Raw genomic sequence first — 19,405 nt, 5'->3', positions numbered from 1 at the left:
CTCATGGATATCCCGCATCAGCGTCTTGTCTATTTTCAGGTCACCGTCGAAGCCGGCTCCATCCGGCGTGCCGCAGCGCGTCTGAACATCGCCCCCTCGGCAGTCAGTCGTCAGATAGGTCTGCTCGAAGAGGCCATGGCCGCCTCGCTCATCGAGCGCACCCGTGACGGGGTGCAGCCGACGCGGGTCGGCGAGATGCTGCTGGATTACATCCTGCAGCGAGAGAAGCTCGATCAGCACCTCGGCGAACGCCTCGATGCCTATCAGCGGCTGGAAACCGGGGAGATTCGCCTGATCATCGGCGAAGGCTTCGTCGGCGATATCATCAACAGTCCGCTGCGCGCCTTTCGCAAGCAGTACCCCGGCATCACGCTCAAGGTCGATACCGGCAGCATGCAGAGCATCATCGACAGCGTGATCGAGGATGAGGCGGATATCGGCCTGATGTATCACGAGCGGGTCCATCCCCAGTTGCGCTTCTGGCATTCGAGTCCGCAGCCGCTGGTGGCCATCATGTCACCGGAGCATCCGCTGGCGAGTGAGGCCCATGCGCTGACACTCGAGGAAGTGGCGCAGCACCCCATGGCGCTGTGGGGGCCGAGTCACGGCGTGCGTCAGCTGATGGACGATGGATTTCGTGAGGCAGGGGTGCGCCCGCATATGGTGGTGCAGACCAATTCCATGGAAGTGCTCAAGCAGGCGGCGCGGTCCGAACTGTGCATCACGCTGTTGCCGGCCTTCGCCGCGGCCCGAGAGCTCCAGGAGGGGGTGTTGATCGCTCGCGATGTGGAATGTGCCAGCTTCCGCCAGGCCCGCGCGCATATCATCACGCGGGTCGGGCGGCGCATGCCGCGTGCCAGCCTGCAGTTGCTGCGTCATCTCGAACGCTGGATCACGGCATTCAGCGGTCCGCGTCAGGAAGCGCGCTGACCTCGGGCCTCATGATCCAGGGGCTCTGGTTTCGGTCAGTCGAGGCGGGCGCAGCTGGGCGGGCACCCTGCTCAGCCAGCGATCACATAGATGATGGAGATCATCCTCGTCCGCCGGACACAGCTCCGGCGGCTGACAGCGTTCGAAGACCGCTTTCATCAAGCCTTCCGGCAGGTTGAGCGTGGTGACGAAACTGCGCGCCAGGCGCAGGTCGCGGCGCAGCTGACCGGTCGAGATCCCCGAGTCATAGCGGCCCGGCAGCACCCAACGCGGAAAATTCACCTCGCTCACGGCACTGCGCCCGGCACCCAGGTTGATGGCATCGATGCACGCCTGGGGTGTCACGCCTGCGCGATAGGCCATGGCGACCGCCTCGGCGGTGGTGATCAGGTGCGCGGCATGCAGATAGTCGCTGGCCAGGGCGGCGGCATGGCCACAGCCAGCGTCCCCGACATGCAGATGCTGCGTGCAGATGGCGTCAAGCAGCGCTGTCATGCGCGTCACTGTCGCCTCATCACTGCCGATCAACAGCGTCAGGCTGTCATTCGCCTCATCGGCAGGATTGCGGTTGGTGGCCGCTTCCAGCCAGTGATGGCCGGCGAGGCGTGTCTGCACGGCCAGCTCGCGGCTGAGCGTGACATCACCACTGCAGAGATCGATCACGGTACTGCCGGGCGGCGCCATGCGCAGCAGGCCTTGATTGCCTGTCAGTACCTTCTGTACCTGTTGTGATGTCGCCAGCGCCATCAGATAGACATCGGCGCTGAAGGGTGGGTGGCTCCGGGCGTCCTGCACCTCCGAGGCCGCCATTGCCATGACGCCCTCGACTCCGGCATGCGCAAGCGCCTGTATGGCCCGAGTGCCAATGGGCGCATCGCCAATCACGCAGATCTTCATGCTCAGCACTCCTCGCCGGGCCCGTGTCGCTGGTGGTCTTGATCAGTGATGATGGTTCGTCAGAGCTTCATCGCGGCCATGCGCTATCCGCCAACGGCCAGCAGCTGACGCACCAGTGACGTCCAGTAGCTGACGCCGATTAGCGTGGCAGCATCATTGAAGTCGTAGTGCGGGTTGTGCAACGAGGCGCTGTCTTCACCGTTGCCCAGCCAGATATAGGCGCCCGGGCATTCCTGCAGCAGATAGGCGAAGTCTTCCGAGGCCATCGAGGGCGGCAGATCACGATGGACCCGCTGGATGCTCGGCAGCTGCTCGAGAACGCTGGCACAGCGTTCGGCATGGCCGGGCGCATTCAGGGTCGCGGGATAGCGCGGCTGGTAATCGAAGTTGACCTTGAGACCGTGGAAGGTCGCCATGGCATCGACGGCGTCATGGAAGCGCTGCTGCAGATGCGCGCGCAGTGCCGGGTCGAAGCAGCGCAGGGTACCGCGCAGCTCGACCTCTTCCGGCATCACGTTGAAGGCATCGCCGGCATGGAACTGGGTAATGCTGAGAATCGCGGTCTGGTGCGCCGGCGTCTCGCGGCTGATCAGCCCCTGCAGCTGGGTCACCAGCTGACAGGCCGCCAGGATGGTGTCCTTGCCCAGATGCGGCATGGCGGCGTGGCAGCCGTGACCGCTCAGGGTCAGGGTGAAGACATCGAAGGCCGCCATCACCGCCTCTTCATGCACCGCCGCCTCGCCGAGTGCCAGCCCCGGCCAGTTGTGCAGGCCATAGATGGCATCCATCGGGAACTGCTCGAACAGGCCATCCTCGACCATGCGGCGGCCGCCGCCTTCGTTCTCCTCGGCCGGCTGGAACACGAACACCACGCGGCCGGCAAAGTCCGGATCGCGCGCCAGTTCACAGGCCGCGCCCAGCAGCATGGTGGTGTGGCCATCATGACCGCAGGCATGCATCTTGCCCGGTGTGTGCGAGCAATGTGAGACGGCGTTGGCCTCGGTGACATCCAGCGCGTCCATATCGGCGCGCAGGCCGATGGTCTGGCCCTTGCCCAGCTTGCCATCGAGCACCGCGATCACGCCGGTCTCGGCAAGTCCCCTGGTGACTTCCAGGCCTTCCGCACGCAGGATCTCGGCGACGCGCGCCGAAGTGCGGTGCTCCTCGAAGGCTGTCTCGGGATGCTGATGAAACTCATGACGCCAGCTGCGCAGCAGTGCCTCGTCGATCTTGTCGGGTAGTTGCATGCTGAATTCCTGTGGAAACCGGCACCCTGGAGTGCCGGCGTGAAAGTGATGAGAAGGGGAAAGCAAGGTGAGATGCAAAGGGCGAAGCTAGCGTGATCAGAGCAGTGCCTGTGCCACGACAGCCGAGCCGATATAGGTGCCAGTGAAGACCAGCAGCGAGATAATCACCAGTTTCCAGCCCGCCTGGCGGAACATGCTGAACTCGCGCTTGCTCAGCGCCAGACCCGCATAGCCGAGTACCGGCGTGACGATGGCGAGGAAGTTGACGAAGCCCAGCTGCTCGGTGATCCAGCCGCTGCCCGGGAACCACGGCAGCGTCATCAGGATGCTGACCAGCGACACCCAGGCGATGGCCGGCAGATAGAAGGGCATGACGCGGGCGACCAGCAGGCCGAGCATGGTCATCACGTACAGGATCAGCATGCCGGGGGCGGCGTCGATCAGGCTGGCACCATTGATGGTGTTGACCACCCAGCCGACCACGCAGACAGCCGCGACGACCATGGCCGTCTTGCCCAGCTGGTTTTCGGGGCGGTCTTCAGCCAGTGCCTCGGAGGCGAGCTTGGCTTCCTCGTCATTCATGACGTCTTCGCTGCGGGATCGCTTGCGGCTGAAGAAGCGGAACAGGCGCTCCGCGACCGGCAGGGCGATGAACAGCGAGACGTAGAGGCCGGTGGCATAGGTCAGCAGGTTGCTGGCGCCGGCGAAGGCCAGCAGTTCTTCGCCCATCTCCGGCAGGGCACCGGCGATGGCGCCGGAACACGCCGCCACCATGCTGCCGCTGCCGACACCGCAGGCCATGGCCAGTGCACGCGGGTCGAAGATATCCAGTGAGGTCAGGTAGCCCGCCATCAGCGCGAACCACAGGGTGCCGAACATGGTGCCCACGACATAGACGCCCATCACGCCGACACCTTCCGGGCCCTTGAGGCCATATTTGTCGGAGATGATCGCGATGTTGGGTTCACGCGCGATGGAGTAGGTCGCACCGATCGCCTCGCGGCCCATCTTGAGTACCACCACCGCGATCGGCATCGCGATCAGCATGGTGCCCAGGTTGCCCAGTTCCTGCAGGATCAGCGCCGGACCCGCCGAGATCAGCTGCTCGATGGCCGGGCCGATGGTGGAACCGAAGCGGGCGATGAACGGCATGATCGACAGCAGGATGACCGGCCCTGCCGCCGCGCTTACCACCGGCGGGATGAAGCGCCTGGTACCACTGAACAGGTGCGGATTGCACAGTACGGCGGCAATAAAGGCATAGAACAGCGGCAACAGCAGCAAGGTGCCGGGGCCGAGCGGGAACTTGAGAATACCGATCAGTTCGGCGCCGAGAGACAGCACCACGACCAGCAGGTGCAATCGCCAGTCCAGGAGTTGAGAAAGGGGCATGTGGGACTCCGCTTGTTATTGTAGTTTCTGAAGCTATTGAAACGGCTGGATGCAGCGCCTCGGGGCATGCCCGCGGCTGTCGGCTGCCACCCTCTGCCGGGGCGGTCAGCGCAATCCAGTATTGTCAGGAGCGGTGCTCTAAAGAAACATGATGGGTGTACGAATAAATAGAGCGGGCTGGCGGGTGGTGACAGGCAGTGAAGGTCTCCAGACGCCGACACCCCGCACAAGGCGGGGTGTCGGGTGGTGCGGTCGGCAGTGCGACAGGGCTCAGTCGCCGGTGATCACGCGCAACAGCTCATGGCAGGCGCCCAGGCTGTGATAGTCACACTTGGCCCCGGGCGAGCTCTTCAGGTCATCGAAGCGCTGGTTGTCGGCATTCAGCAGGCGATACCAGGCACCGTACTGGTGGTCGATGAAGTGCTGCCAGGCGTAGCCCCACAGGCGCTCGTACCACTCGGCGTAGTGTGAATCACCGGTGGCCTCGTGCAGCAGCGCCGCGGCCACCAGGCTCTCGGCCTGCACCCAGAAGTACTTGTCGTCATCGCAGATGGTGCCGTCCGGCGCGAAGCCGTAGTAGATGCCGCCGCGTTCGCTGTCCCAGGCCAGATCCAAGGCGGTATCGAACAGACGCTGCGCGGTTGGCAGCAGCCAGTCGTCATCGCGATGACGCTTGAGCATCAGCAGCAGCTTGGCCCATTCCGTCAGGTGACCCGGCTGGAAGCCCCACGGGCGATAGAGGTTCTTGGGGTCGTCGCGGTTGTAGTCCCAGTCGACGTTCCAGTCGCGATCGTAATGCTCCCAGATCAGGCCATCGGCCTTGTCGGCCTGACGCTGGCAGATGTTGCTGGCCAGGGTCATGGCCCGTTCCAGATAGTGCGCCTCGTCGGTGGCCTCGAAGGCGGCCAGCATAGCTTCACAGGCATGCATGTTGGCGTTCTGGCCACGATAGTCGGACAGCGTCTGCCAATCGGCGCTGGACTCGTCGGCATAGAGTCCTGCCTCCGGCGACCAGAACCTGTCTTCCATCAGCGCGCGGGTCTCCTCGAGCCAGCCGCGAGCCTCCTCGATGCCGGCGCGCCAGGCCGTCGCATAGGCCAGCATCACGAACGCCAGGCCGTAGCACTGGTTGGTGTGGTCTGCCTCGCCTTGTTCGCTCAGCGACCACAGATAGCCGCCGGTCTGCGGATCGAGATGGACATCGCGCAGGTAATCGATGCCGTGACGGGTCGCGGCCAGACACTGCTCATCACCGTTGCGCAGATATTCCATCGCGAAGTTGAAGACCATCCGCGTGCTGCTGACCAGATGACGCGCCGTGGGCGCATACACCGTACCGTCGTCGCGCCAGGCCTGGAAGTAGCCACCGCGCTCATGGTCTATCGCCTTGGGCAGATAGAAGTCCATGATCGAGCGGATATGCTCACCCAGAAAGTCGCGGCTGGCGAACGTTGCCGGCATGGGCGGTACCGCCTGGCATGACAGCGGTGCCTTTTGCGGTGCCTGCGCCAGTGGTGAGGCTTGCTGAGAGGCGTGCTGAGTCATCAGGAAGCCTCCACGACGCCGGCTGCGGCCTTGCTGGCGGTGAAGCTTTCCAGCGGGTTGAGCCAGTAGAGGTCCATCGCCGCGGTCCAGGAGAAGTCGCGGCCGCCACAGCCTTCGCCGGTCACCGAGTTGAAGTATTCGTAGTAGCCGGCGGCCTCGATGCACTTCTGGCTTGCTTGCTTGATCTGGTCGGCCTCGCGGGACATGCCATATTCCTCGCAGCCGGTGGCCAGCATCCAGTTGATGTGCAACCAGCTCGGTCCGCGCCAGTAACGCTTGGGCTCGAAGCGGGTGCTGGCCGGATGGGTAGAGGCGACACCGAAGGGCGCCTGTTCCAGCCATTCCTCGAGCAGACCGCCCATGCGCTGTGCCTGGGCGCCGCTGGCGACCCCGGCGAACAGCGGCAGGATACCGGCGGTGGTGATGTGCTCCAGCAGCACGTTGGCACGCGCATCACGGCTCAGGAAGCAGCCCAGCTCATCGCTCCACAGCGCCTGCACGCCTTCCTCGGTGCGCGCCAGCGACTGCTTGAGGCTGAAGAGCGCCTCGCCGTGGGTGTTGGCCAGACCCATACCGGCGGCATCCTCTTCGCACAGCGCGATCAGGTCGCGCGTGCCACGGTGCAGGATGGAGATCAGGCTGATGTCCTCGACGCGGTACGGGCAGTCGCGATACAGCACCTCGGCGTCGTGCTCGTTCTGCTGGAAGAACTTCACCAGATAGATGTAGCGATCATATTCGTACTTGTGCGGGCGCTCGGACGGATCGACCAGCCCGGTATCGCGACGCACGTATTCGGCATCGACCGGCGGCACGCCAGCCAGCGGGCCGTCCCACTGGGGGCTGTTGTCCATGCCCGATTCCCACGGGTGATAACTGCACACGCGGCCGGTGTGTTCCGGATCACGATCGCGGTAGAACCACAGGTGGTAGCGGATGACGCCGGGCAGGGTGGCGGCCAGTTTTTCCTCGGCAAGCCGGCGATCACGGCCTTCCTCGAACAGCAGCTTCATGACGCTGGCCAGCACCGGCGGCTGGGAGATGGCGCTGGTCGCCGGGCTATGCTTGACGCCCCAGACTTCCGGCCCCGGGAAGTAGGTTTCCGCGTCACCGTGGAAGACGATGTGCGGCACCATGCCGTTGTCCCACTGACCTTCCAGCAGGCGCTCAACCTCACGCCAGGCACGCGCTTCGTCACCGGCGGCCAGCCATCCCAGCGCGGTGATGGCGGCGTCCCAGTTCCACTGGAAGGGGTAGAGGCCACGCGTGGGCACGGTGTAGCCGCCCAGGTCGTTGAGCTTGAGAACGTCGTGAGCGCTGAGCGCGTCGAGCTTGGCATTCATGTGAGTCGGCTCCGTCGTGGGTCGCGGTGTAGTTACAAAAGGACTGTCACAAAAGGGCTGTGAGAGAATGGTCATCAGTGACTGGCTGTCAGCGACTGATCGCAAGTGAGCAGTCGTCAATCAGTGTCGTGTCCGGCAAGCAGCACGGGCGGCTTGCCGGGTGTTGCAGATTGCCCGGCAACTGTCTGTCAGGTGCGCGGCGCTCTTACGCCGACATCAGGTGGCCGCTGTGGTCGTAGAAGCGCACCTTCTCGGCCAGCGGGCGGATGTGGATATCGCTGCCATTGCCGACTTCGAGATCGCTCGGCACGTTGACGCGAATCATCTCGTCACCGAAACGCGCGGTCAGCTGCTTGTGCGATCCCAGCAATTCCGAGACCAGTACGCGCACCGGGGCGAAGTTCTCGGTGGGCTCGAAGCGCACCTCGAAGTCCTCGGGGCGGATACCGCACTTGTGCACCTGCTGGCTCGATTGCTCGGAGCGGGTCGGGTGATTCCAGCGTGCATCCGGCGGGATGAAGTTCATCGGCGGGTTGCCGATGAAGCTGCCGACGAATTCGGTCGCCGGGTAGTGGTAGATCTCGGAGGGCGGTGCGTACTGCTCGATCTGGCCACCCTTCATCACCGCGATGCGGTCCGCCAGGCTCATGGCCTCGACCTGGTCGTGGGTCACGTAGATGGTAGTGGTGTCGGAGGCGGCGAGGATGGTCTTGAGCTCGGCGCGCATTTCCAGGCGTAGCAGGGCATCCAGGTTCGAGAGCGGCTCATCCATCAGCAGCACTTCCGGCTCCATCGCCAGGGCACGCGCGACCGCAACCCGCTGACGCTGGCCGCCGGAAAGCTGACCGGAGTAGTGATCGAGGCGGTCCTCGATATGCATCAGTTCAGCGGTTTCCTTCACCTTGCGCTGGATATGCGCCTCGCTGTCCTTGCGCACGCGCAGGCCGAAGGCGATGTTCTCCGCCACGGTCATGTGCGGGAAGACAGCGTAGTTCTGGAACACCATCGCGATGCGGCGATCGCGTGGTGCCAGCGAGGTGATCTCACGCTCGCCGATGCGGATCGAGCCGCTGCTCTCGTATTCCAGCCCCGCGATGATGCGCAGCAGAGTCGACTTGCCGCAGCCGGACGGGCCGAGCAGCACGGTGAATTCCTTGTCGCGGATCTCGAGATCGATGGACTTGAGGATTTCCTGTTTGCCGAACTGCTTGCGTACGGCGCTGATTTGGATGGCTGACATGGTCTGACTCCTTTGATCGAGAGCGGCGGCGAGGAAGTGAACTCGCTTGCGAGAGACGATGAAGATCGCCGCCGGTCATTGGCCTGATGAGCGGGCGTACGTTAGCGGTTGGAAATGCCCCACATGCTGAACAGGTACTTCCTGATCGCGAACAGGAACAGCAGCGCCGGGACGACCAGAATCAGACCACCGGCATACTTGATCTCGGCAGGTGACTCGGAAAGGCTCTGCACCAGGAAGGCGGTCAGGGTGCGGTTCTCGACGGTGAGGATTGCCGAGGCGAACACCTCGTTCCACGAGATCACGAAGGCGAACACGGCCGAGGCGGTGATGCCCGGGGCGGCCAGCGGCAGCACCACGCGGCGGAAGGCCTGCCAGCGGTTGCAGCCCATCAGCCAGGCGGCTTCCTCGAGTTCCACCGGAATGCCCATGAACAGGCTGGAGGTGATCAGCACCGCAAACGGCAGTGCCAGGGTGGCGTGCACCATCGCCAGACCCAGGATGGAGTCATCGATGCCGACCTGGATGAAGATGACGGCCAGCGGCAGCGCCAGCAGCGGCATCGGGAAGGCCCGCGACAGGATGATGATCATGCGGTAGGCATTCATGCCCGGGAACACGAAGCGGGCCAGTGCATAGCCTGCCGGTGCGCCGAGCACGATGGCGATCACCATGGTGAAGACGGCGGCCAGCAGCGAGTTGCCCAGTGCGCTGATCACGCCCTGGTAGTGCCAGAAGAAGTCGAGGGTCTCGAAGCTCAGCGCCGGGGTCAGGGTCTTGGGCCAGCCGGTGATCTGCTCCGGCGTGCTGACGCTGTTGAGCATCAGCAGGGCGATGGGCACCAGCACCCACAGCACCAGGATCGAGACGCCAGCCCGGAACAGCCATTTCCAGGCCATGTCATTGCGCCGTGGCTTGTGGGCGGTCTGCGCCACCTGGCGTGAGGAGTCGACTGAGGAGGCGCTTGCGCGTGATGAAAGCGATGACGGCATGACGGCCTCGGAAGAAGAGGATTTCATCAGCGGGCCTCCTTCGGCACATTGAGGAACTTGATGTAGAAGCCGGTGATGACCACCGAGATCAGCATGATCAACACCGCATAGGCCGCAGCGGCACCCGTCTGCTGGTAGAGGAACTGCCAGTCGAAGGTCTCGCTCATCAGTACCGGCATGTCACTGCCGCCCAGCATCATCACTACCGCGAAGACCTCGAGTGCCAGCAGGGTGCGCAGAATCAGCGCCGACTGGATGCTGGGACGCAGCATCGGCAGGGTGATCTTCCACAGGCGCTGCCAGTAGCTGGCGCCGAACACCTGACCGGCCTCGTCATATTCCTTGGGGATCAGCCCCATGCCCGATACCAGGATCACCAGCACGATGGCGGTACCGCGCCAGATCTCGGCGACCACCACGGCCAGGAACAGCGCGAAGGCATTCTGATAGTTGAGCCAGGACGCCGGCGCATCGATCACGCTGACCGCGCTCAGGAAGCTATTGAGGAAGCCGAACTGCTCGAGGATCGCCAGCCAGATGATGCCGGCGGCCAGATCGGAGATGCCCAGCGGGATGGTCCAGATGTAGAGGATGCTGTCGCGCCCCTTGTTCATCTTGGTGACCATCAGCGCCATGCCGATGGCCAGCACCAGCTGCAGCGGCACCACGACCCCGGTCAGCAGCAGGGTGTTCTTGAGTGACGGCCAGAAGTTGAAGTCTTGATAGATGCGCGTGAAGTTGGCCAGGCCCACGTTGCCGTCACTGCTGGTGAAGGCTTCGGCGAAGATCTGGATGAACGGATAGAGAAAGAAGGCACCCATGAACAGCAGGCTGGGGGCGATCAGGTAATAAGGTAGCCAGCGATCGTGCTTCATCTTTGCTCACCTTTGGCGTTGTTGTGATGGCTTGTCGGAATGGTTTGGTGGCACCGGGTCGGCATGACAGGGGTTGGCGTACCGTCATAGCGACCCGTCGGGGGGTGCCGTTGCTGCTGCTGTATTGCGTGTGTTGCGAGTGTTGCGAGTGATGCGTGTGTGGCGAGTGTTGCGTTCTTGAGTGCTGCGTTCTGGCGCCACCGGCTTACTTGACCGGGCAGGGGCCGTCGCTGGGCGTATCCGGGAGCCAGCAGCCTGCGCCTGATGTGTTGATCAGCGTCTGCAGGCGCAGGGCGAGGATGTCCAGCGTCTCCTCGATGTCGGCGTCGCGCAGTACGATCTGCACGAAGGCATCGCGGTAGATCTTGTTGAACAGGCCCGACTGCTGGCCCAGGCCGCTGGGCAGCAGCGAGAGCACGGCGTCATCGGCGGAGGACTGGGCCGCGACCGCCTTGCCGGACATGCGAATGCTGGCGGGCAGGTCATCGGGCAGTTCAGCCTCTACCACCGGGAAGAAGTTGGTGGCCCGCAGGGTGCGAATCTGGGCTTCCGGCGTCATCAGATAGCGGATCAGCTTGCGCGAGGCATCGGGATTCGTGGCATTGGCGGGGACTGCCAGACCGGCGACCACCGGCATGTAGCCGCGTCCGCTGGGGCCGGCAGGGGCCGGGAAGGCCACGTACTGATCCGGCTGCTTGTTGAAGGCGTCCTTCAAGCGCGCGGTGTGGTCGAAGGCGACCCACACCTCGCCATTGAGCAGCGGTTCCTGCATGAAGCCGTAGGCGGTGGAGCGCGGATTGGTCACCGCCCAGATCTCGCGAAACTTCTGCCACATGGCCACGGCGTCATCGCTGCGGAACTCACGTACCACCGAGTGGGTGAAGGACGGGTAGAGATAGCCTTCCAGGAAGCGGTGGATCAGCCCCTTGCGACCGGCCGGGAAGCCCAGCTTGGGGCTGCCGGTGGCCTCCTGCATGTTGCGGCCCCAGGCCAGCAGCTCGTCATAGCTCAGCGCGTTCAGGTCAGCGCCTTCGGGCAGGTAGGGCAGCGCCTTGCGGTTGGCGGCCATGATGTAGGTCGCCTGCATCCACGGAATGTAGCGCTGCTGGGCACCGCCCAGCTTGCCCAGCGTCATGTACTGCTGGCTGATGCCCGTGTCCGCAAGTGAGCCTTGCAGGTCATCCAGCGGCGCCAGAATGCTGGGCGTCAGCGACCCCAGTTCGCCGTGCAGCCCGCCGAGCAGATCCAGCGCGCCGTCGGGGCTGGACTTCTCCGCCTCGAGACGCGACAGGAAGGTGCCCGTCTCCTGCGGCATGTAATTGATGGCCTCGGCGTAGGGTGCCAGCGCGATCTCGCGCATCTGCTGGGCCTCTTCCAGCGGTCTGGCCTGGGTGCTGAAGAAGGTGATGTCAGCGAAGGCGGACGTACTGCCCAGCAGCGCCAGCAAAGCGAGGGCGGTTGGCATCTTGCGCATGGAGGTCTCCCCGGTCGGGTGTTGTTTTTCTGGCGTCACGCTGACCACGTTCTGGCGATGGCATTTTCAGATCAGGCATGTGTGCTCAGGCAGTGGTATCGCGCAGCAGCAGGTCGTAATCGAAGCAGCGATGGCGTGGCGCGCCTTCCTGCGGTGCCAGCACCAGTTCGATCATCGCCTGACTGACGGTCTCGAACGAGACGTCCAGGGTGCTGAGGCTGGGCTGGCGGTACATCTGCGGCGGCAGGTTATCGGCGCCGATGATGGCGATGTCCTCGCCGGGTGTATGGCCGCAGGCGCTGACCGCTTCCATCACGCCGTAGGCGAAGATGTCGCTGGCACACACGAAGGCGGTGGGGGCGTTGGCCCCGGACAGCGCTTCATGGGCGACCTGATAGGCGCTGGCATAGCCGTGCGGGCAATGGCGCGAGCTGGGCGCGAGGCCGGCGTCGTGCATCGCCTGCAGATAGCCGGTCTCACGTTCGACGGCGGTGTAGAGGTCGCTGAAGAAGTTGAGGAACAGGATGTTGCGATGGCCCAGGCCAATCAGATGACGGGTGGCGCGCATGAAGCCGTCGGCGGCATTGATGTCGACCCAGTCGTGCTCGCTGGCGCGGCCGGTACGACCGTGAGTGACGAAGGGGATGCCGCTGTCGAGCAGGAAGTCGACGCGCGGGTCCTGAATGCGGGTACGGGCCACCACGAAGGAATCGACCTTGCCGCCGTCGATGAAGCGCTTGTAGGTGTCCAGCTCGTCGCGGTCCTCGGGCACCGTGGTGACGATGAGGTCATGTTCCGGTGCGGCGTCGTGCAGCGCCTGGCCCAGCGCGACCAGCAGGCGGGTGTTGAACTGATCACGAAAGTCGCCCTGGGCGCCGTTCATGATGTAGCCCACCGAGGAGGTGCGGCCTGTCTTGAGGCGGCGTGCACTCTGATTGGGCTTGTAGCCCACTTCACTGGCGTAGGCCTGTACCCGCTCACGGGTCGTGGCGCTGACATCCTCGAATCCGCCCAGTGCCCGCGAGACCGTCGTGACCGACAGGCCCAGCTGGCTGGCGAGGTGCTTGAGTGTGATGTTCGGCGGCATGGCACTTTTCCTTTGCGGTAACTGTGAGTGGAAACCGTTACCCGAAACGTTTCGGAAGCGATCTTTTCACTGTTTTGATTAGCTTGGCAAGAATGACGAGACCAAAGAATATATCCGTAATAATCCCGACATCTGGCGCTGAAAATCGCCGCTCTGGCTGGCGATTGAGCCGGCGACGATACCACGCTATTTGCACGTAGCGATCTGGCGCGCGTCAGCGCAGGAGGAGGGAGAAAGCCATGCGGACAGGCTGGTAGCGGAGCCGCTTTCATGTCGTGAGGCGACGCTCGGCTGGGGCTCCTGACAGGCATGGCTGCCAGAGCCACAAACGCCGACACCCCGCACAGGGCGGGGTGTCGGCGTCTGGAGAGCGTTATTCGAGTCAGGCTTCAAAGCCCAATCGTCAAGAACCTCAGTTGCCCTGTGGCGCGAGTGCCGCGGCCTGTTCCTGCTCCTTCTCCTTGCGCGAAGGGCGGATCAGACGGCCCTGCAGGTCCTCAAGCGAGACACCCTTGGTCTCGGGCATGAAGAACAGCACGAATATCAGTTGCAGCAGCATCATGACGGCGAAGAAGGCAAACACCGGCCCGCCGCTGAAGTGGCTGAGGATGGTCGGCATCAGCAGCGCGATCAGCGCCGCGAAGATCCAGTGCACGGAGCTGCCGAAGGACTGGCCCATGGCGCGTACCTTGTTGGGGAAGATCTCGGAGATGAACACCCAGATCACCGTGCCCTGGCTCATGGCATGCGCCGCGATGAACACGCCCAGCAGCACCGGCACACCATAGCCGCCCATGGCGGAGAAGTCCTCGAGATGGAAGGCCCAGGCGATCAGGCACAGCGACACCAGATAGCCGGCAGAGCCGATCTTGATCAGGGTGCGGCGCCCCAGTTTGTCGATCAGCGCCATGCCCAGCAGGGTGAAGACGAGGTTGATTACCCCGATGCCCGCCGTCGAGAGCAGGGCAGCACTCGCTTCCAGCTGCGCCTCGGCCAGAATGCGCGGCGCGTAATAGATGATGAAGTTGATGCCGGAGAGTTGATTGAAGGCCGCGATCAGGAAGGCGAACAGCACCGGCAGACGATAGCGCCAGGCGAACAGACGGGTGTGCTGCTTGGCACTCTCCTCGCTCTCGGTGCCGCGGATGATGGCGATTTCCTCGGCGATGTCGGCCTTGGGGTTGATCAGCGCGATGATCTCGGCGGCGGCCGCCTCATCGTTGCGCTTGAGGATCAACCAGCGCGGGCTGCGCGGCACCTTGCAGATCATCAACAGATAGAGCGCGGCCGGTACGGCTTCCACGCCCAGCATCCAGCGCCAGTTCTCACCGTCGATGAAGCCGATGAAGTAGTTGGAGACGAAGGCGATCAGAATCCCGAAGACGATATTGAACTGATAGAGCCCGACCAGCGCACCACGCCGCTTGCGCGGTGCGATTTCCGAGATGTAGATAGGCGCCGCGACGGATGAGGCCCCCACGCCCAGCCCGCCCAGCAGACGGAAGAACGAGAACACATAAGGGTCAGTGGCCAGCGCCGACCCCAGCGCCGAGACCAGATAGAGGATACCGATGCCGATCAGCGTGGCGCGGCGTCCGAAGTGATCGGTCGGCCAGTTGCCGAAGATGGCGCCGATCACCGTGCCCCACAGGGCCATCGACATGATGATGAGGCCGTGGTTGAGATCGCTGAGACCCCACTGGCTCTGCAGTGAGGTATCCGCCCCCGAGATGACGGCGGTATCGAAACCGAACAGGAAGCCGGCGAGGGCAACCGTGATCGACCATTGAAGTATTCGTGACATGGTGTAGCTCGTCCAATGAGGGCTAGGGTAAGTGACAGCAACTTGTGAAACTTAATCGTACAAGATTGTATGGATGAATCGTGTCACCGCGCAATGTCAGCATAGCGTGTGCGATTCTTCCTATCAGCTATACCTTATGGTGAAAGGCATTTCGTTGAGAGATGTCGCTCATTGCCTATTCGGAAATTTAATAGCTAGAACAATAGGTTATTGAAAACGCCTTATTGTTATTCTTTATGGTTTTAACGTTATTCTTTTTTGCGTTGTTGCCGCTTCAGGCGTAGGCTTGAGACATCAATTCTTGAGCAAAGCAGGAGGTCGAAAGATGGCAACCTCAACACAGCGCCCCCAGGTCGAGAGCTTCTTCGACGAAGACAGCAACACCTTCACGTACCTGGTGCGCGACCCGCAGTCCCGCCAGTGCGCGATCATCGATCCCGTGCTCGACTTCGATTATCCCGCAGGCCACACCAGCACCCGCTCAGCGGATGCCTTGCTTGCGCATATCGAAGCGGAGTCCCTCGAGGTGGCGTGGATTCTCGAGACCCACGTTCACGCCGACCATCTGTCAGCGGCCGCCTATCTGAAAGGCAAGCTGGATTGCCAGCTGGCGATCGGGGCGCGCATACGCGAAGTGCAGGACATCTTTGCCGATATCTTCGCCGCCGAGGCGGGCTTCGCGCGTGATGGCCGCCAGTTCGATCGCCTGCTGGAAGAGGGCGACAGCCTGGCGATCGGGGGGCTTGAATGCCGCGTGCTGCATACGCCGGGCCATACGCCGGCCTGCGTCAGCTACGTGATCGGCGACGCCGTCTTCGTCGGCGATACTCTGTTCATGCCCGATTACGGCACCGCGCGCTGCGATTTCCCCGGCGGCGATGCGCGTACGCTGTATCGCTCGATTCACAAGGTGCTCTCGCTAGCGGACAGCACGCGCATCTTCCTGTGCCATGATTATTCGGCCGAAGGGCGTGAAGGCTTCTGCTGCCAGACGTCGGTGGGTGAGCAGCGTGAGCACAATATCCATGTGCATGACGGCATCGATGAGCAGGCCTTCGTCGACATGCGTACCAAGCGTGATGCCGGGCTTGGCATGCCGCGTCTGATGCTGCCGGCGGTGCAGGTGAACATGCGTGCTGGCCAGATGCCGCCGGCGGAAGACAACGGTCGCGCCTATCTCAAGATTCCGCTCAACCTGCCGTTTGATCAGCTGTGATGGCTGCCATGCCGGCAGGGAGCATGTCCAAGCGCTTTGCCTATGTAGCTTGCTTACGTAATTTTGTGACTCAAATGGACGATTTTCCGCGATGGGAGCCTTATCGATGAGCCAGAGCACGCCAGAGACCCCGCCAGTTTCGGATTCTGCAACGATGCCTTGTGACAATCAGGGGGCTGATTCGGCCGCGGAAGCGACCCGCGCCGCCAATCACCGCCTGGCACCCAACGCCCACAAGGTGGTGATCATCGGTGGCGGGGCCGGCGGTATCGCGGTGGCGGCCAGTCTGCTCAAGCGCCAGCCGGGCATGGACATCGCCATCGTCGAACCCGCCGAGCAGCACAGCTATCAGCCGGGCTGGACGATGGTCGGTGGCGGCATCTTCACGCCGGAATTCACGCGCAAGCCGATGCACTCGGTGATGCCCAAGGGCGTGCACTGGTATCGCGATACGGCCACCGGCATCGATGCCGAGGCGCATGAAGTCACGCTCGGCAATGGTCATCGTCTGCGCTACGAGCGTCTGGTGATCGCCATCGGGCTGGAGCTGGACTGGGGCGCCATCGACGGGCTTGAGGAGACGCTGGGAATGAATGGCGTCACCTCCAACTATCGCTATGATCTCGCGCCCTATACCTGGCAGCTGGTGCAGACCCTCAAGGGCGGCAAGGCGCTGTTCACCCAGCCGCCGATGCCCATCAAGTGCGCCGGTGCGCCGCAGAAGGCGATGTATCTGGCCTGCGATCACTGGCAGCGCGAGAACGTGCTGTCGCAGCTCGAGGTCAGCTTCCACAACGCCGGCGGCGTGATGTTCGGCGTGCCGGCCTACGTGCCAGCGCTGGAAGAGGCGGTCGCGGGCTATGGCATCGACGCCAGGTTCCATCAGCGCCTGGTCGCGGTGGATGGCGAGACGCAGACGGCACGCTTCGAGGTGCCGGCAGCCGAGGAGGGCGGCGAGCCGCAGATCGTCGAGCAGGCCTTCGACATGCTGCATGTGGTGCCGCCGCAGAAGGCACCGGCGTTGATCGCACAATCCGGGCTGGCCAACGCCGCCGGCTGGCTGGATCTCGAACCCGAGACCCTGCAGCACATGAGCCATCCCGACATCTTCGGGCTGGGCGATGTCAGCGGCACCTCGAATGCCAAGACCGCCGCGGCGGTGCGCAAGCAGTCCCCCGTGGTGGTCGAGAACCTGCTGGCCACGCTGACCGGTGGCGCGCTCACGGCGGGCTATCGGGGCTATGGCTCCTGCCCGCTGACGGTGGAGAACGGCCGCATCGTGCTGGCGGAATTCGGCTACGGCGGTGAACTGCAGCCGACCTTCCCCAAGTGGGTCAATGACGGCACGCGTCCGACTCGCCTGGCCTGGCAGCTCAAGGCACGGGGGCTGCCGTTCATCTACTGGAACCTGCTGCTCAAGGGCCACGAATGGCTGGCGCGTCCGGCGTCACGCGATGTCTGAGCCGGTTCGAGAGGCAAGGGGGATGTCGCTTGCCCGCTGGCTGCCGCTGGCGGGTTGGCTTGCCCACTATGACCGTCACAGTCTCGGGCGTGATCTGCTGGCGGCGGTGATCGTCAGCGTCATGCTGGTGCCGCAGGCGCTGGCCTATGCACTGCTGGCAGGGCTGCCGGCACAGGTCGGCCTCTACGCCAGCATGTTCCCGCTGGTGCTGTATGCGCTGTTCGGCACCAGCAGCACCCTGGCGGTGGGGCCGGTGGCGATCATCTCGCTGATGACGGCCTCGGCAATCGCGGGCATGAGCGGCGCCGATGGCGCGGCGCTCTCCACGCCCGAGATGCTGGCCGCCGCGCTGCTGCTGGCCTTTCTCTCCGGCGCGATGCTGATCGCCATGGGGCTGTTGCGCCTGGGAGTGCTGGTGAATTTCATCAGCCACCCGGTGATCTCGGGCTTCATGACCGCCTCGGGCATCCTGATCATCGCCAGTCAGCTCGGGCCGATCACTGGCCTGAGCCTGAGCGGTGGCAATCTGATCGCGATGGGCGAGTCGCTGTCGGCAGGCGCGCATGAGCTGCACTGGCCGACACTCGCCATCGGGCTGGGCTGCCTGGCGTGGCTGATCCTGGCACGTCGTCATCTCAAGCACGGCCTGATGGCCTTGCGGATGAGTGAGAGCGCGGCGGGCATGCTGTGCAAGACCACGCCGATCATCGCCGTCATCGTCTCCAGCCTGCTGGCCTGGGGGCTGAGTGATCCACTCGTTCAGGGTAAAAGCGGCATGGCGCTGGTCGGTGCCGTGCCCGGTGGGTTGCCCGACCTCAGCCTGCCGAGCCTTGTCAGCCATGACTGGTCGGGTCTGCTGATCTCGGCACTCTTGATCAGCGTGGTCGGCTTCGTCGAATCGCTGGCGCTGGCCCAGACCCTCGCCGCACGGCGCCGTCAGCGCATCGACCCCGACAAGGAGCTGATCGCGCTAGGCGTCTCCAACATGGGCGCAGGCGTCAGCGGTGGCATGCCGATCTCGGGCGGGCTGTCGCGCTCGGTGGTCAACTTCGATGCCGGCGCCGCCACGCCCTTGGCTGGGGCCTTCACCGCCATCGGCATCCTGCTCGCCAGCCTGTGGCTGACCGACTGGCTGGCGTGGCTGCCGCGCGCGACGCTGGCGGCGATCATCATCGTCGCCACCACCAGCCTGATCGATATCGCGGCGATCAAGCGCACCTTCCGCTACTCGAAGGGTGACGGTGCGGCGCTGATGATCACGCTGATCATCACTCTCGCGCATGGGGTGGAGAGCGGCATCATCGTCGGCATCGCCGTGTCGCTGGGGCTCTACCTCAAGCGCACCAGCCAGCCGCACAGTGCACTGGTCGGGCGCGTGCCGGGCAGCGAGCACTTTCGCAATGTCGAGCGCCATGAAGTGGAGACCGATCCCGAACTGGCGATTCTGCGCATCGACGAGAGCCTGTATTTCGCCAACGCGCGCTATCTGGAAGACACGGTGCTGGCGCTGATGGCCGAACGCCCCTCGCTCAAGCATCTGGTGCTGGCCTGTCAGGCGGTCAACCTGATCGACGCCTCGGCGCTGGAAAGCCTGGAAGTCATCAATGAGCGCCTGAGCGCCGCTGGCGTGAAATTGCATCTGAGTGAAGTGAAGGGCCCGGTGATGGACCGCCTCAAGTGCTCGGAGCTGCCGGCCAATCTCGGTGGCGACATCTACCTCAGTACCTTCGATGCCTGGCAGGCGCTGAGCATTCACGGCAGCCATTGCGGCCAGTCCTGTGCGCGGGATGGCATCAGCCAGACGGCTGCAGTCGGCTGATAGGAGAAGTAGCTGGTTTCAAGAAAGATTTGTGAACGAAAACGCCCCGCCTCGGTGATTGCCGAGGCGGGGTGTTTTGTCA

General features: G+C 63.7%; 15 protein-coding genes. 4 read left to right on the top strand and 11 right to left on the bottom strand.

The features are described from left to right. Positions 1 to 3 precede the first annotated feature (3 nt). Positions 4 to 930 (top strand): LysR family transcriptional regulator, encoded by a 927-nt coding sequence (locus AC5WNI_RS09385; RefSeq protein ID WP_153635907.1) that lies wholly within the window; start codon positions 4 to 6, stop codon positions 928 to 930. 9 nt (positions 931 to 939) lie between these two features. Here the strand turns inward: AC5WNI_RS09385 and AC5WNI_RS09380 are convergent, their stop codons facing one another. The 11 genes from AC5WNI_RS09380 to AC5WNI_RS09330 all read right to left on the bottom strand — a co-directional run bounded on the left by AC5WNI_RS09380 (position 940) and on the right by AC5WNI_RS09330 (position 14,826). Beyond that, on the bottom strand, positions 940 to 1,827 hold the full coding sequence (locus AC5WNI_RS09380) for an NAD(P)-dependent oxidoreductase (RefSeq protein ID WP_175090121.1): 888 nt from the start codon (positions 1,825 to 1,827) through the stop codon (positions 940 to 942). A gap of 83 nt (positions 1,828 to 1,910) precedes the next feature. Then, complete coding sequence (locus AC5WNI_RS09375) at positions 1,911 to 3,074, bottom strand: M20 aminoacylase family protein (RefSeq protein WP_175090122.1); 1,164 nt, start codon at positions 3,072 to 3,074, stop codon at positions 1,911 to 1,913. A 96-nt stretch (positions 3,075 to 3,170) separates the two neighbouring features. Beyond that, positions 3,171 to 4,466: a DUF3100 domain-containing protein gene (locus tag AC5WNI_RS09370; RefSeq protein WP_175090123.1), complete on the bottom strand. Its 1,296-nt coding sequence runs from the start codon at positions 4,464 to 4,466 to the stop codon at positions 3,171 to 3,173. 270 nt (positions 4,467 to 4,736) lie between these two features. Further along, positions 4,737 to 6,011 (bottom strand): AGE family epimerase/isomerase, encoded by a 1,275-nt coding sequence (locus AC5WNI_RS09365; RefSeq protein ID WP_348686676.1) that lies wholly within the window; start codon positions 6,009 to 6,011, stop codon positions 4,737 to 4,739. Continuing rightward, positions 6,011 to 7,354, bottom strand: coding sequence for an MGH1-like glycoside hydrolase domain-containing protein (locus tag AC5WNI_RS09360; protein ID WP_175090124.1), 1,344 nt, complete (start codon positions 7,352 to 7,354; stop codon positions 6,011 to 6,013). Before AC5WNI_RS09360 ends, AC5WNI_RS09365 begins: the two co-directional genes overlap by 1 nt. A gap of 205 nt (positions 7,355 to 7,559) precedes the next feature. Continuing rightward, a complete protein-coding gene (locus AC5WNI_RS09355; protein WP_175090125.1) occupies positions 7,560 to 8,594 on the bottom strand; it encodes an ABC transporter ATP-binding protein in 1,035 nt (344 codons plus the stop codon). A 101-nt stretch (positions 8,595 to 8,695) separates the two neighbouring features. Then, a complete protein-coding gene (locus AC5WNI_RS09350; protein ID WP_205741727.1) occupies positions 8,696 to 9,613 on the bottom strand; it encodes a carbohydrate ABC transporter permease in 918 nt (305 codons plus the stop codon). Then, on the bottom strand, positions 9,613 to 10,461 hold the full coding sequence (locus AC5WNI_RS09345) for a carbohydrate ABC transporter permease (protein ID WP_043334942.1): 849 nt from the start codon (positions 10,459 to 10,461) through the stop codon (positions 9,613 to 9,615). The genes AC5WNI_RS09350 and AC5WNI_RS09345 overlap by 1 nt, the downstream gene beginning before the upstream one ends. A gap of 205 nt (positions 10,462 to 10,666) precedes the next feature. Next, positions 10,667 to 11,935: an ABC transporter substrate-binding protein gene (locus AC5WNI_RS09340; RefSeq protein ID WP_131432165.1), complete on the bottom strand. Its 1,269-nt coding sequence runs from the start codon at positions 11,933 to 11,935 to the stop codon at positions 10,667 to 10,669. Positions 11,936 to 12,020: 85 nt separating this feature from the next. Then, positions 12,021 to 13,022, bottom strand: coding sequence for a substrate-binding domain-containing protein (locus AC5WNI_RS09335; RefSeq protein WP_175090126.1), 1,002 nt, complete (start codon positions 13,020 to 13,022; stop codon positions 12,021 to 12,023). A gap of 412 nt (positions 13,023 to 13,434) precedes the next feature. Further along, entirely contained in the window at positions 13,435 to 14,826 is a 1,392-nt protein-coding gene (locus tag AC5WNI_RS09330; protein WP_131432163.1) for a sugar porter family MFS transporter, read from the bottom strand. 325 nt (positions 14,827 to 15,151) lie between these two features. Here AC5WNI_RS09330 and AC5WNI_RS09325 point away from each other — a divergent pair, with 325 nt between their 5' ends. The 3 genes from AC5WNI_RS09325 (at position 15,152) to AC5WNI_RS09315 (ending at position 19,323) form a co-directional block, all read left to right on the top strand. Beyond that, a complete protein-coding gene (locus tag AC5WNI_RS09325; RefSeq protein ID WP_131432162.1) occupies positions 15,152 to 16,042 on the top strand; it encodes an MBL fold metallo-hydrolase in 891 nt (296 codons plus the stop codon). A 154-nt stretch (positions 16,043 to 16,196) separates the two neighbouring features. After that, on the top strand, positions 16,197 to 17,504 hold the full coding sequence (locus tag AC5WNI_RS09320) for an NAD(P)/FAD-dependent oxidoreductase (protein ID WP_217485893.1): 1,308 nt from the start codon (positions 16,197 to 16,199) through the stop codon (positions 17,502 to 17,504). Between the two features lie 22 nt (positions 17,505 to 17,526). Then, positions 17,527 to 19,323 (top strand): SulP family inorganic anion transporter, encoded by a 1,797-nt coding sequence (locus AC5WNI_RS09315; RefSeq protein WP_175090128.1) that lies wholly within the window; start codon positions 17,527 to 17,529, stop codon positions 19,321 to 19,323. The last annotated feature ends 82 nt before the right edge of the window (positions 19,324 to 19,405 follow it).

Source organism: Cobetia sp. PDI-12MA, from assembly GCF_059507695.1.
Note: the sequence above shows the minus strand (reverse complement) of the source record. Positions and strands in the feature narration are given on the sequence as shown.

Coding starts and splice junctions, on each gene's coding strand:
- AC5WNI_RS09375 (WP_175090122.1), bottom strand. CDS start 3,074: ATGCAACTACCCGACAAGATCGACGAGGCACTGCTGCGCAGCTGGCGT.
- AC5WNI_RS09345 (WP_043334942.1), bottom strand. CDS start 10,461: ATGAAGCACGATCGCTGGCTACCTTATTACCTGATCGCCCCCAGCCTG.
- AC5WNI_RS09365 (WP_348686676.1), bottom strand. CDS start 6,011: ATGACTCAGCACGCCTCTCAGCAAGCCTCACCACTGGCGCAGGCACCG.
- AC5WNI_RS09335 (WP_175090126.1), bottom strand. CDS start 13,022: ATGCCGCCGAACATCACACTCAAGCACCTCGCCAGCCAGCTGGGCCTG.
- AC5WNI_RS09385 (WP_153635907.1), top strand. CDS start 4: ATGGATATCCCGCATCAGCGTCTTGTCTATTTTCAGGTCACCGTCGAA.
- AC5WNI_RS09370 (WP_175090123.1), bottom strand. CDS start 4,466: ATGCCCCTTTCTCAACTCCTGGACTGGCGATTGCACCTGCTGGTCGTG.
- AC5WNI_RS09350 (WP_205741727.1), bottom strand. CDS start 9,613: ATGAAATCCTCTTCTTCCGAGGCCGTCATGCCGTCATCGCTTTCATCA.
- AC5WNI_RS09330 (WP_131432163.1), bottom strand. CDS start 14,826: ATGTCACGAATACTTCAATGGTCGATCACGGTTGCCCTCGCCGGCTTC.
- AC5WNI_RS09315 (WP_175090128.1), top strand. CDS start 17,527: ATGTCGCTTGCCCGCTGGCTGCCGCTGGCGGGTTGGCTTGCCCACTAT.
- AC5WNI_RS09355 (WP_175090125.1), bottom strand. CDS start 8,594: ATGTCAGCCATCCAAATCAGCGCCGTACGCAAGCAGTTCGGCAAACAG.
- AC5WNI_RS09320 (WP_217485893.1), top strand. CDS start 16,197: ATGCCTTGTGACAATCAGGGGGCTGATTCGGCCGCGGAAGCGACCCGC.
- AC5WNI_RS09325 (WP_131432162.1), top strand. CDS start 15,152: ATGGCAACCTCAACACAGCGCCCCCAGGTCGAGAGCTTCTTCGACGAA.
- AC5WNI_RS09340 (WP_131432165.1), bottom strand. CDS start 11,935: ATGCGCAAGATGCCAACCGCCCTCGCTTTGCTGGCGCTGCTGGGCAGT.
- AC5WNI_RS09360 (WP_175090124.1), bottom strand. CDS start 7,354: ATGAATGCCAAGCTCGACGCGCTCAGCGCTCACGACGTTCTCAAGCTC.
- AC5WNI_RS09380 (WP_175090121.1), bottom strand. CDS start 1,827: ATGAAGATCTGCGTGATTGGCGATGCGCCCATTGGCACTCGGGCCATA.